Below are 12680 nucleotides of genomic sequence, written 5' to 3'. Positions count from 1 at the left end.
AGGCCCCAACAAAGCCGACGCCCCCGGCCGCGGCCGCTCTCTGCGCGAGCGGGCCGACGGCCGGGGGCGTCGGGAGGTGTCGGGTCGGAGGTGTCGGGTCGGAGGTGTCGGGTCGGAGGTGTCGGGTCGGAGGATGTGCGGGTGCGTCAGACGCGGGCCGCCCGGCGGCGGCGGGTGACGACGACCGCGGTGCCGCCGAGCGCGAGCGCCACCGCGGCGCCGCCCGCCATCAGGCTGATGCCGCCCGCGCCGGTCAGGGCCATCGTGCCGCCGGTGGAACCGCCGTCGGAGGAGCCGCCGCTCGTGGCGCCGTCACCGGAGCCGCCGGAGCCGGACGTGCCGCCGTCCTGTGAACCGGAAGCCGAGCCGGAACCGGAGCCGCCGGTCGAGCCGTCGCCGCCCGTGTCGTCGCCGCCGGTGGATGACCCGCCGGAGCCGCCGGACGCGCCCTTGAAGGTGATCTTCGCGGTGTCGTTGGCGGAGTTCGGGTCATTGGTGCTGAAGCCCGCCGGGCCGGGGACCAGCTTGACGGTGCCGGTGGCGTTCTTGTCGGCGTCCTTGGCGATCTTCACGCCGAGGCCGTACGTCTGGCCCTCGCCGGGCAGCTCGGTCGAGGCCTCGGGGCACAGATAGCGGCGGTGGCCCGGCTCGAACTTCTTGGTCTCGGTCTCGTTCACATACGTCAGGCACTCGCCGGTGGTGTCCTGGTCCGGCTCTTCGTCGATTCGGTTGGTGAGCCCGGTGACGCCCTCGGGCAGCGTGATGTCGGCGTACAGGATCGGCTTGCGGTCCTTGCGGTACGCGGCCGCCGGGCCGTCGTTGGTCAGCCCGAACTTCAGCCCGCCCGTGGTGCCGTTGTCGGCCTCGGGGTCGATGACGCCGCCCACGGCGCGGAAGTCGGCGTGGTTGTCGGTGCGGAGGGAGACGCTGCTCTTGCCATCGGCCTCGAAGTCACCGGCGGAGGCGGCGGTGAAGGCGATCGGGGACCCGGTGCCGGGGGTGCCGTTCGGGTTCTCTTCGCTGCCCGCCGGGACGGCCTCGACCTCGTAGTCGATCCAGGGGGCCAGGGCGGCCTTGGTGACCTTGACGGTCAGCGGGGTGCTGAGCTTCGCGGACTGGCCCGGTTCGAGGGCGGTGTCGATGGAGCAGTAGACGCGCGCGGAGTCGTCCCAATCGGAGTCGAAGCGGCAGTTCTTCGGCTTCGTCGTGAATTCGACGCCGGGGACGCTGGTCAGCTGGATGTCGACGCGCTCGGTCGGCAGATTCCCGGTGTTGCGTACGGCCAGGGGCAGGTCAACCGTGGAGCCGGTCTTGAGGCCGCTGCGGTCCGGCAGCTTGCCCACGACCAGCCGGGGCGAGCCGACCACGACCTTGGAGGAGCTCTTGTCCCCGGTCGCGCCGTCGGCCGTCACCTCGTAGCTGATGGTGCCGGAGGCGCCGGGCTCGGCGTCGGAGTCGGCGGTGAGCGTGAACGGCTCCCAGGGGCCGTGGAGGTTGCCGTTGTCGAGGCAGGTGACGACCGCGCCGGAGCCGGTGCACTGCTCGTTGTTGGCCTTGATCGTCGCAACGCCTTCGAGGCCGCTCGCGTCGATGACCATCTTGGCGTTCTTGGGCAGGGGGAATTCGGCCCCGTCGTCGGCGAACGAATAACTCACGCTCGGGGCGACGGCACCCTGCCCGTCGGCCGCCGACGGGAGGGCGATGTGCTCGGGGGCGAGGATCTCGGCCCAGGGCTGGGTCGGCTCGTCCTCCGCGTATGCGGCGGGCACACCGACGGCCATCCCGAGCGCGATCACCGCCCCCGCGGCCGCCACGTGAATCGTTTTCCCCTTATGCCACATGCGTCCCATGCCCACCTCGCGGTTACCCGATTACCTTCGCTCGCAAGACAGTCCCGCTGACCGGATGGTTGCCCTCCGGTGAACGGAAAGTTGTGAGCAGGAGTAGGGAAGGGGAGGCAGCGAGGCGGAGGCAGGGGCCGGGTCAGCCCCGCGAGACGTTGCGCTCGTACACCAGGCGCAGGCCGATCAGGGTCAGCCACGGCTCGTGCTCGTCGATGACCGAGGACTCGCCCAGCACCATGGGGGCCAGGCCCCCGGTGGCGATGACCGTCACATCTGTGGGGTCGTCGGCCAGTTCGCGCGCCATCCGCCGGACCACGCCGTCGACCTGGCCGGCGAACCCGTACAGGATGCCGGCCTGCATCGCCTCGACGGTGTTCTTGCCGATGACGCTGCGCGGCCGGGCCAGCTCGATCTTGCGCAGCTGCGCGCCGCGCACGCCGAGCGCCTCGACGGAGATCTCGATGCCCGGCGCGATCACCCCGCCCACGTACTCGCCGCGCGCGCTGACCGCGTCGAAGGTGGTCGCCGTGCCGAAGTCGACGACCACGCACGGGCCCTCGTACAGCTCGACGGCCGCCAGGGCGTTGATGATCCGGTCGGCGCCGACCTCCTTCGGGTTGTCCATCAGGATCGGCACACCGGTCTTCACTCCCGGCTCGACCAGAACGGAGGGCACGTCCCCGTAGTAGCGGCGGGTCACCTCGCGCAGCTCGTGCAGGACGGAGGGGACGGTGGAGCAGATGGAGATGCCCTCGATGCCGTCGCCCAGCTCCTCGCCGAGCAGGGGGTGCATGCCCATCAGACCCTGAAGGATGACGGCCAGCTCGTCGGCGGTGCGGCGGGCGTCCGTGGAGATCCGCCAGTGTTCGACGATCTCGTCGCCGTCGAACAGGCCCAGCACGGTATGGGTGTTTCCCACGTCGATGGTCAGCAACATGGTCAGTTCGCCTCGGCCCCGCCCTCGGCCTCGCGCTCGGCCTCTTCTTCTTCGGCCTCGCGCAGGTCCAGGCCGATGTCGAGGATCGGGGAGGAGTGGGTGAGCGCGCCGACCGCGAGATAGTCGACGCCCGTCTCGCCGTACGCCCGCGCGTTGGCGAGCGTGAGACGGCCCGAGGACTCCAGGGCGGCGCGGCCCGCGACCAGCTCGACGGCCTGCCGGGTCTGCTCCAGGGTGAAGTTGTCGAGCAGGATCAGGTCCGCGCCCGCGTCGAGCACCGGCGGAATCTGGTCCAGGGTGTCGACCTCCACCTCCACGTCCACGTCCGGGAACTCGGCGCGCACGGCCTTGAACGCCTGTGCCACGCCGCCCGCCGCGACCACGTGGTTGTCCTTGACCAGGGCCGCGTCCGACAGCGACATACGGTGGTTGACGCCACCGCCGCAGCGCACCGCGTACTTCTCCAGCACGCGCAGCCCCGGGGTGGTCTTACGGGTGTCGCGGACGTTGGCCTTGGTGCCCTCCAACGCGTCCGCCCAGGCGCGGGTCGCGGTGGCGATACCGGACAGCCGGCACAGCAGGTTGAGCGCGCTGCGCTCGGCGGTGAGCAGGTCGCGGGTGCGGGTGCGGACGGTGAGCAGCTGCTGGCCGGCGGCGACCCGGTCGCCGTCCTCGACATGCCGCTCGACCTCGAACTCGTCGGTGCAGACGATGGACAGCACCGCCTCGGCGACACGCAGCCCGGCGACGGTGCCCGCCTCGCGGGCGGTGAAGTCGCCGGTGGCCATGGCGTCTTCGGGGATGGTGGCCACGGTCGTCACGTCCACGCCGTTGTCGAGGTCCTCCTCGATCGCCATGTGCGCGATGTCCTCGACCTTGACGGGGTCGAGCCCGGCGTCGGCCAGGAGCTGGGCGAGGTCGGGGTCCAGACCGCACTCCATGGGGTCGAGGTCGTACGCCTCGTCGTCGGCGCCACAGCCGCACGCGTCACCGCAGCCGGGGCCCCCGCCGGGGAGGCCGATCTGCAGCAGCGGGAGGGCGACTGGCTGTGGGCGGTCGTCGGGGGTGCTGCTCACGGGTGGGACTCCGTCTTCGTTCGGGGGGTGGTGAGTGGGGGGAACGCCTCGGCTGGGAACGCCTCGGCTGAGGCCGCCCCGCCGGTCGTGGGGAACGCCTCCGAGTCCGTCGTACGGACGTCCAGCGTGTCGTCCGGGCGCAGGGTGACCAGGAGGTGCCGGCGCCAGGCCGGGTCGTCCCGGTCGGGGCGGTCCTCGCGCCAGTGGCAGCCGCGGGTCTCCTCGCGGCGGAGGGCGGCGGCCACCAGGACGCGGGCGACGAGGAGGAGGTTGGTCGACTCCCAGGTGTCGACCCCCGGCTCGGCGGTCTTGCCGTCGCGGCGCAGCGTCTCAGCGGCTTCGTTGTGGACCTGTTCCAGCTGGGCGGCGGCGTGGGCCAGGCTCTCGGCGGATCGGAGCACCCCGGCCCCGGCGGTCATGATCCGCTGGATGGTGTACCGGGCCTCGATCGGCAGCAGCGGCCCCTCGACGATGGCGGTCCGGGCGACAGGGATGTGCTTGTGCTGTGCCTGTGGGGCCGAGGTCTGTGGGGTCTGGGTCTGCGGGGTCTGGGTCTGCGGGGTCTGGGTCTGCGGGGTCTGGGTCTGCGGGGTCTGGGTCTGTGGGGTCTGGGTCTGTGGGGTCTGGGTCTGTGGGTTCGGGGCTGAGGTGATGTCCTCGGCGATGCGCTCCGCGAAGACCAGGCCCTCCAGGAGGGAGTTGGACGCGAGCCGGTTCGCGCCGTGGACGCCGGTGCAGGCGACCTCGCCGCAGGCGTAGAGCCCGGGGACCGTGGTGCGGCCGGTGAGGTCGGTGCGTACGCCGCCGCTCGCGTAGTGCGCGGCGGGCGCCACCGGGATGGGCTCGGTGACCGGGTCGATGCCGTGGGCGCGGCAGGCGGCGAGGATGGTGGGGAAGCGGTGCTCCCACATCCGCGCGCCGAAGTGGCTGGCGTCCAGGTACATATGCTCGGCGCCCTGCTCGCGTATCCGCCGCATGATGCCCTTGGCGACGATGTCGCGGGGCGCGAGCTCGGCCAGCTCGTGCTGCCCCTGCATAAAGCGGACGCCGTCGGCGTCGACGAGATACGCGCCCTCGCCCCGTACCGCCTCCGAGACCAGTGGCTGCTGGCCCTCCGCCTCCGGGCCGAGCCACAGCACCGTGGGGTGGAACTGCACGAACTCCAGGTCGGAGACCTCCGCCCCGGCGCGCAGCGCGAGGGCCACGCCGTCGCCGGTGGACACGGCCGGGTTGGTGGTGGCGGAGAACACCTGGCCCATGCCGCCGGTCGCGAGGACCACCGCGCCCGCGCGCACCGCGCCGACGCCGTCCCGCTGGCCCTCGCCCATGACATGCAGGGTGACGCCCGCCGCGCGGCCGGACGCGTCCTTGAGCAGGTCGAGCACCAGCGCGTTCTCAACGGTCTCGATCCCGGCCGCGCGCACCGCCTCGACCAGCGCCCGGGAGATCTCCGCGCCGGTCGCGTCGCCGCCCGCGTGCGCGATGCGGCGGCGGTGGTGGCCGCCCTCGCGGGTCAGCAGGATCTCGCCGGTGTCGTCGTCGGCGTCGAACCGGGCGCCGGTGTCGATCAGGCGGCGTACGGCGTCGGGGCCCTCGGTGACCAGCGTGCGTACGGCCGTCTCGTCGCAGAGCCCGGCGCCGGCGACCAGGGTGTCGTCGAGGTGCTGCTCGGGGGTGTCGCCCTCGCCGAGGGCGGCCGCTATGCCTCCCTGGGCCCAGCGCGTGGAGCCGTCGTCGAGGCGGGCCTTGGTGACGACGGTGACCTTCGCTCCGGCGGCGGCGCAGCGCAGCGCGACGGTCAGGCCGGCGACGCCCGATCCGACGACCACGACGCCGGCCTCGATGGCCCAGCCGGGGGCCGGGGCACGCAGGGCCGCGCCGACGGCCGCCGGCTTCTTCTCTTGGATCATCGCGCGGCTCCGAACCACAGGCGGACGTTGTCTATCAGGCGCGTGGTGCCGACCTTGGCGGCGACGGCGAGGACGGCCTCGCCGGTGTGGTCGTCGGGGACCTCGGTGAAGTCCAAGGGATCGACGAGCGCCAGATAGTCGAGGGTGAGGGGTGGTTCGAGGGAGGCCGCCTCATCCAGCGCCGCGCGCGCGGCGGACCGGACCGCCGCCGCGTCCCGCCCCGCGTCGCGCCCCGCGAACAGCGCGCGGGACAGGGTCAGGGCGGTGCTCCGCTCCGGCGGCGACAGGTAGCGGTTACGGCTGGAGAGCGCGAGGCCGTCGACCTCCCTGACCGTCGGAACGCCGACGATCTCGACGGGGAAGTCCAGGTCGAGCACCATGCGTCGGATCACGGCCAGTTGCTGGGCATCCTTCTCGCCGAAGAAGGCGACGTCCGGACGGGTGAGGTGGAGCAGCTTGGCCACGACGGTGAGCACCCCGTCGAAGTGCCCGGGACGCGAGGCGCCCTCGTACCGCTCCCCCATGGCACCCGCGGTCATCCGCACCCACGGCTCGCCGCCCCCGTACACCTCCTCGACCGGCGGGGCGAAGACGATGTCCGCGCCCGCGGCGGCCGCGACCTGGAGGTCGGCGTCGATCGTGCGCGGATAGCGGTCCAGGTCCTCGCCCGCGCCGAACTGCAGGGGGTTGACGAAGACGGTGACCGTCACCACACCCTTGGCGCCGACCCGGGCGCGGGCCGCGCGTATGAGGGAGGCGTGTCCTTCGTGGAGCGCGCCCATGGTCATGACGACGGCGACGCGCCCCGGGGTGGCGAACTGCGCCAGGGCGGCGTCGAAGTCGGAGCGACTGGTGAACAGCTCCACGTCCGCCTCACCGGGGCCGGCCTTGCGCCACAGCTTCGGGCTCATGCTCCCGCCCCTCCCAGGCCGGGGACGTCGGAGACGTCCGAGAGGACGCCCAGCAGGTCCTCGGCGAGCTCGGGCTTGAGCAGCCCGGCGGCGAGCGCGCGGTCCGCCGTCGTACGGGCCATCGCGAGGTAGCCGGGGACGGCCTGAGGGGCGTGGCGGTGCAACTCGGCGACATGGGCGGCGACGGTGCCGGCGTCGCCGCGCGCGACCGGGCCGGTCAGCGCGGCGTCGCCGCTGCGCAGGGCGTTGTCCAGGGCGGCGCCCAGCAGCGGGCCGAGCATCCGGTCGGGGGTCCCGACCCCGGCGGCGCGCAGCAGGTCCATGGCCTGGGCGACCAGCGTGACCAGGTGGTTGGAGCCGATGGCGAGGGCGGCGTGGTAGAGCGGCCGGGCCTCCTCGGCGATCCACTCGGGCTCGCCGCCCATCTCGATGACCAGGGCCTCGGCCGCCATCCGCAGCTCTTCGGGGGCGGTGACCCCGAAGGAGCAGCCCGCGAGGCGCTGGACGTCGACGGGGGTGCCGGTGAAGGTCATGACGGGGTGCAGCGCGAGCGGCAGCGCCCCGGCGCGCAGGGCGGGGTCGAGCACGGACGTGCCGTACCGCCCGGAGGTGTGCACGAGCAGCTGCCCGGGACGCACCGCACCGGTCTCGGCGAGGCCGCTGACCAGGTCGGGCAGCGCGTCGTCGGGGACGGTCAGCAGGACCAGCTCGGCCCGCGCCAGCACTTCGGCGGGCGGGACGATCGGAACCTCGGGGAGCAGGGCGGCGGCCCGGCGCACGGAGGCCTCGGAGACGCCCGACGCGGCGACGGGGCGGTGCCCGGCGAGCCGCAGCGAGGCGGCGAGGGCAGGGCCGACGCGACCGGCGCCGACGACCCCGACGGTGAGCCGGGCCGGGCGGTCCTGCGGCTCGGGAAGTGGATGTGCGTTCACTCGACGACGGCCTTCCGTTCCAGTCCTCAGGGGGTACCGGACGATTCCCCGCCATGCTACGCGAGTGCTTCCAGATGATCCGATCCTGTCCCAGGGCTGTGGAAAACCCTGTGGCCCGCGCGAGCGCGGGTACGACATGCTCGGGCCCATGGCGGACGGAACAGAGCGGCCGGAGCAGCCGGAGCGGCCGGAAGGCCCGGAACAGCCGGGCCAGCCGGAGGGGCCGGAACAGCCGCGGGCCCGCAGGCTCGCGGCATGGCGCGGCTCGACGCGAGCGCTGACGAGCCTCGCGGTCGGCGAGCAGATCGGCGAGCGGCTGGCCCGGCTGACGGCCGACGCGGCCGGGGCGTACGACCTGGACGACTGGGTGGACTTCTACGGGGACGGGGTCGTCGAGGAGCTGGAGCGGCGGGTCGCCGATCTGCTCGGCATGGAGGCCGCGGCCTTCTTCCCCACCGGCACCATGGCCCAGCAGATCGCACTGCGCTGCTGGGCGGGGCGTACCGGCAACCCGGCCGTGGCCGTGCATCCGCTCTCGCACCTGGAGACGTATGAACGCGACGCCTATCTGACGGTGAGCGGGCTGCGCGCGGTGCGGCCGACGAGCGAGCCGCGGCTGCCCACGGCCGACGAGATCCGAAAGCTGGACGAGCCCTTCGGGACGCTCGCCCTGGAGCTTCCGCTGCGCGACGCGGGCTTTGTGCTGCCCACCTGGGACGAGCTGACCGCCGTGGTGGAGGCCGCGCGGGAGCGGGAGGCGGTGGTCCACTTCGACGGGGCCAGGCTCTGGGAGTGCACCCCGCACTTCGGGCGTGAGCTGTCGGAGATCGCCTCCCTCGCGGACTCGGTGTACGTGTCGTTCTACAAGTCGCTGGACGGCATTTCGGGGGCCGCGCTGGCCGGGCCCGAGGCGCTGGTGGAGGAGGCGAAGGCGTGGCGGCACCGGTACGGCGGGCAGTTGTTCCAGCAGTGGCCCGCGGCCCTGGCCGCGCTGGTCGGCCTGGACCGCGAGCTGCCCCGGCTGCCGTCGTACGTGGCGCACGCCAAGGTCGTGGCGAAGGCGCTGGGCGAGGCGTTCACTGCCGCCGGCGTGGCCTGGTTCCGGGTGCATCCGCACCCGCCGCACACCCACCGCTTCCAGGTGTGGCTGCCGTATCCGGCGAGTGACCTGGACGAGGCGGGTCTGCGGCTGGCGGAGGAGACGCGCACGACGCTGTTCGGCCGGTGGTGGGAGCCGGGGCCGCCGGGCCTGGCCATGACCGAGGTGACCGTCGCCTCATCCGCACTGGAGTGGATGGCGAGCGACGTCGCGGCCGCGGTCGCCGCCTTCCTGGAGCGGCTTCCGCGAGGCGGGGCGGGCGGCTGAACTGGGCGCTGCGCGGCCGGCCAGCGCGCCCGCACACCCGCCAGGGCCCCGACCCGCCAGGGCGTCCCACAGGTCGGGTTTCAGCCGCCCGCGACCCGCAGAAGGAGCTTGCCGGTGGTAGTGCGGGTCTCGATCAGGCGGTGGGCCTCGGCGGCCTCTTCGAGGGGGAACTCCGCCGTGATCGGGAGGGTGACCCGCCCGCTCGCGACGGTGTCGAAGGCGCGCGCGGCGATGGCGCGCAGCGCCGCCGGCTCCCGCCGCGCGAGTTCCAGGATCGAGAAGCCGGACACCGAGCGGGCGGCCGGGTAGAGCTCCGCCTGGCCGAGCTGCCAGGGCGCGGCGGAGCTCGCGTTGCCGAAGGAGACCAGGCGGCCGAAGATGGCGAGGGAGTCCAGGGCTCGCCGCAGGCTGTCGCCGCCGACCGGGTCGAGGGCGAGGTCCACGCCGCGGCCACCGGTGGCCCGCCGTACGCTCTTGGGGAAGTCCTCGCCGACGAACACCTCGTCGTAGCCGTACTTCAGCGCCTCGTCCACCTTCTCCGGGCGGGAGACGACGCCGTACACCGTCCCGGCGCCCGCCAGCCGGGCCAGCTGCCCGGCCACCAGGCCCACGCCGCCCGCCGCGCCTTGGACCAGCACCGTCTCGCCCTCGCGCACCCGCCCGACCTCGTGCAGCAGCGCGTGCGCGGTCGGCAGGACGGTCGGCAGGGTCGCCCCGGTGCGCGGCTGGACGCCGTCCGGCAGCGGGAAGACCGTCTCCGCGGCGACGGCGACGGTCTCGGCGTAGCCGCCGGAGTCGGTGAAGGCGGCGACCTCCTGGCCGGGCCGCAGGCCGGTGACGCCCTCGCCGAGGGCCCGAACGCGGCCGGAGACCTCCAGACCGGGGACGAACGGGAGCGCGGAGACGCGGTAGCCCTCGCCGCGCGCCTTGATGTCCGCGAAGTTGACGCCCGCGTAGGCGACGTCGACGGTCACCTCGCCGGGCCCGGGCGAGACGTCCTCGACCTGTGTGAGGCGCAGAGCCTCCGGTCCCCCGAGCTCTTCCACAACAATCGCGCGCATGCCGGTGCCCTCCGCCTAGAATGTTCAAGCAAAAGCGAACACACCCGAGTGTACGTATCTCATCGAACACTTGGCAACGGGTCACCGTGACAAGCGAGGAGGGCCGCGATGAGCCAGCGCAGCCACCGGGCCGCGCCCGACCACACCCACCCCGACGACGTCCCCGTGCTGACCGCGCTCGCGGCGCTCGCCGACCCGGTGCGGCTGCAGCTCGTCCGCGAGCTCGCCGGGGCCGCCGACTGGGAGCGCACCTGCGGCACCTTCGACGTACCGGTCGGCAAGGCGGCGCTCAGCCACCACTTCGCGGTGCTGCGCGCGGCGGGCCTCATCGAGCAGCGCGACATGGGCGCCAAGCGGGTCAACAGGCTGCGCCGCGCGGAGTTCGACCACCGCTTCCCGGGGCTGCTCGCGCTCGTGCTGCGGGACGAGGAGCAGCGCACGCCGTAGGCGCTCCCGGCCGGTGGTGGCGGGGCGCTGGTGATGCCGGGGGTGCCGGGGGTAGCTGGTAGTGCCGGGGGTGCTGGTAGTACCGGGGCGCCGGAGATCAGGGCCGGGAGCCGCCGCCCGGGCCCTGGGCCCGTACCAGCCCCGACTCGTACGCCATCACCACCACCTGCACCCGGTCGCGCAGCTCCAGCTTGGTGAGAATACGGCCCACATGCGTCTTGACGGTCGCCTCGGAGAGCACCAGGCGCGCCGCTATCTCGCCGTTCGACAGCCCCTGCGCGACCAGCAGCATGACCTCGCGCTCGCGGTCGGTCAGCCGCGCCAGCTCCGGGCGGGCCGATCCGCCGGGCCCGTTGCCGCCGGCCGTGCCCGGCAGCAGCGGCGCGAAGCGGTCCAGCAGGCGGCGGGTGGTACTGGGGGCGACGACCGCGTCCCCGCTGTGCACGGCACGGATCGCGGCGAGCAGCTCGCCCGGCGGCACGTCCTTGAGCATGAAGCCGCCCGCCCCGGCCTTGAGCGCCGAGAAGGCGTACTCGTCGAGGTCGAAGGTGGTCAGGATGAGCACCTTGGGCGCGCCCTCCTGCGCACAGATGCGGCGGGTCGCCTCGACCCCGTCGAGCTTGGGCATCCGGACGTCCATGAGGACGACGTCGACCTCGGCGGTGCGCAGCACCTCCAAGGCCTCCGCGCCGTCGCCCGCCTCGGCGACGACCTCCATGTCGGGCTGGGCCGCGAGCACCATCCGGAAGCCGGTGCGCAGCAGCACTTGGTCGTCGACGAGCATGACGCGGATCGGCATCCGGTCGGGTCCCTTCCCTCGGTGAGCAAGTGACGGCGAGCAAGTCACGGTGTGTGGTGACACTACTGATCGGCCGTGCGGCCGCGCCGCTCAGCCGGCCGACTTGAGCGGCAGCAGCGCGCTGATGCGGAAGCCGCCGCCCGGCCGTGGGCCCGCGTCGAGGGTGCCCCCCACCATGCCGATCCGCTCCCGCATCCCGATCAGGCCGTGCCCCTGGCCGTCCGCGCCGCCGTCCTCGTACACCTCCTGCCGCGCTCCCCGCCCGTCGTCCTCGACCAGGAGGCCGAGCCCGTCGTCGAAGTAGGTCAGCCGCACGCTCGCGCCGACGTCCGGGCCGCCGTGCTTGCGGGTGTTGGTGAGCGCTTCCTGCACGATGCGGTAGGCGGTCAGCTCGACGCCGCTGGGCAGCGGGCGCGGACTGCCCACGATCTTGAAGTCCACCGGCAGCCCGGCGCCGCGCACCTGCTCCACGAGGTCGTCTATCTGCTCCACGTCCGGCTGCGGGACGTAGTCGCTGTCGTCGCTGGGCGCCCCCGAGCGCAGCACGCCGAGCAGCCGCCGCATCTCGGCGAGCGCCTGGCGGCCGGTGCCGGAGATCGTCTCCAGGGCCTGCCGGGCCTGGTCGGGGGCGGCGTCCATGACATACGCGGCGCCGTCGGCCTGGACCACCATCACCGACACGTTGTGCGCGACGACGTCGTGCAGCTCGCGCGCGATCCGCGCACGCTCGGCGGCCACCGCCACCTTGGCCTGCGCCTCGCGCTCCTTCTCCAGGCGCGCGGCGCGCTCCTCCAGCTGGGCGTAGTAGGCGCGGCGGGTACGGATGGAGTCGCCGAGCACCCAGGCCAGGACGAACGGGATGGTGATGAAGACCGTGGCGATGGCGGCGCCCCACCACGTCCGCTCCCCCGCCTCCGGGTGCTCCGGGCTGGGCCAGCGCATGGCGGCGAGGAGCGGCGCGGCCAGGGCGGCGACGAGCGCGAAGCGGGACGCCCAGCGCTCTCCCTCGGCCGCCACCGTGTAGACGACGACCAGCATCGCGAAGTCGGCGGGGTTCTGCTCGACGTTCAGCGCGACCTGGGCCAGCCCGCACGCCGTGACGAGGATCAGCATCTTTTCGGGTGCTCGGCGGCGCAGCGCGACGGCGGCGCACAGCGCGAGGACGACCGGCACGGCCATGACGCGCGGCACCGAGTGCATGCGCGCGTTCACGACCCACAGAAGCGAGAAGCCGAAGAGGAGGACGGCCCAGAAGCTGTCCACCCCTGTCGGGTGCCTGCGGAGGAAATCGTAGAGGCGCTGCACGTCACCCAGCGTAGGCATGGTGGATACGTCCGGGGGTCAGCCGGACGGGCGATCCGTGAGCCGCCGCCCTACGACCCAAGGTGGATACCGCT

11 protein-coding genes are annotated in these 12680 nt (G+C 73.4%); 2 read left to right on the top strand and 9 right to left on the bottom strand.

What is annotated here, in order from left to right:
* Window positions 1-146: 146 nt before the first annotated feature.
* The 6 genes from ACWY4P_RS28370 to ACWY4P_RS28345 form a co-directional block, all read right to left on the bottom strand.
* Window positions 147-1814, bottom strand: coding sequence for a hypothetical protein (locus ACWY4P_RS28370; protein WP_456203165.1), 1668 nt, complete (start codon window positions 1812-1814; stop codon window positions 147-149).
* 169 nt (window positions 1815-1983) lie between these two features.
* Window positions 1984-2781 (bottom strand): type III pantothenate kinase, encoded by a 798-nt coding sequence (locus tag ACWY4P_RS28365; RefSeq protein ID WP_456203164.1) that lies wholly within the window; start codon window positions 2779-2781, stop codon window positions 1984-1986.
* 2 nt (window positions 2782-2783) lie between these two features.
* On the bottom strand, window positions 2784-3857 hold the full coding sequence (nadC, locus tag ACWY4P_RS28360) for a carboxylating nicotinate-nucleotide diphosphorylase (RefSeq protein ID WP_456203163.1): 1074 nt from the start codon (window positions 3855-3857) through the stop codon (window positions 2784-2786).
* Window positions 3854-5767, bottom strand: coding sequence for an L-aspartate oxidase (locus ACWY4P_RS28355; RefSeq protein WP_456203162.1), 1914 nt, complete (start codon window positions 5765-5767; stop codon window positions 3854-3856). The genes nadC and ACWY4P_RS28355 overlap by 4 nt, the downstream gene beginning before the upstream one ends.
* On the bottom strand, window positions 5764-6627 hold the full coding sequence (panC, locus tag ACWY4P_RS28350; RefSeq protein ID WP_456213079.1) for a pantoate--beta-alanine ligase: 864 nt from the start codon (window positions 6625-6627) through the stop codon (window positions 5764-5766). The genes ACWY4P_RS28355 and panC overlap by 4 nt, the downstream gene beginning before the upstream one ends.
* A gap of 47 nt (window positions 6628-6674) precedes the next feature.
* Window positions 6675-7610, bottom strand: a complete 936-nt coding sequence (locus ACWY4P_RS28345) for a Rossmann-like and DUF2520 domain-containing protein (protein WP_456203161.1) — start codon at window positions 7608-7610, stop codon at window positions 6675-6677.
* A 148-nt stretch (window positions 7611-7758) separates the two neighbouring features.
* Between ACWY4P_RS28345 and ACWY4P_RS28340 the strand changes: the two genes are divergently transcribed.
* Entirely contained in the window at window positions 7759-8976 is a 1218-nt protein-coding gene (locus ACWY4P_RS28340) for a threonine aldolase family protein (protein WP_456203160.1), read from the top strand.
* Between the two features lie 80 nt (window positions 8977-9056).
* On the opposite strand, the gene ACWY4P_RS28335 is transcribed toward ACWY4P_RS28340, so the two are convergent.
* Window positions 9057-10037, bottom strand: a complete 981-nt coding sequence (locus tag ACWY4P_RS28335) for a quinone oxidoreductase family protein (RefSeq protein ID WP_456203159.1) — start codon at window positions 10035-10037, stop codon at window positions 9057-9059.
* A 108-nt stretch (window positions 10038-10145) separates the two neighbouring features.
* Between ACWY4P_RS28335 and ACWY4P_RS28330 the strand changes: the two genes are divergently transcribed.
* Entirely contained in the window at window positions 10146-10484 is a 339-nt protein-coding gene (locus ACWY4P_RS28330) for an ArsR/SmtB family transcription factor (RefSeq protein WP_456203158.1), read from the top strand.
* 97 nt (window positions 10485-10581) lie between these two features.
* Here the strand turns inward: ACWY4P_RS28330 and ACWY4P_RS28325 are convergent, their stop codons facing one another.
* Together ACWY4P_RS28325 and ACWY4P_RS28320 are read right to left on the bottom strand one after the other, a co-directional pair.
* Window positions 10582-11283 carry a response regulator transcription factor gene (locus ACWY4P_RS28325; protein ID WP_456203157.1) on the bottom strand — a complete coding sequence of 234 codons (702 nt, stop codon included), beginning with the start codon at window positions 11281-11283 and terminating at the stop codon, window positions 10582-10584.
* A gap of 90 nt (window positions 11284-11373) precedes the next feature.
* Window positions 11374-12588: a sensor histidine kinase gene (locus tag ACWY4P_RS28320; protein WP_456203156.1), complete on the bottom strand. Its 1215-nt coding sequence runs from the start codon at window positions 12586-12588 to the stop codon at window positions 11374-11376.
* Window positions 12589-12680 lie beyond the last annotated feature (92 nt).

The sequence above is a fragment of the Streptomyces sp. LZ34 genome (genome assembly GCF_053890475.1).
This window is presented reverse-complemented; position numbering and strand designations above follow the sequence as displayed.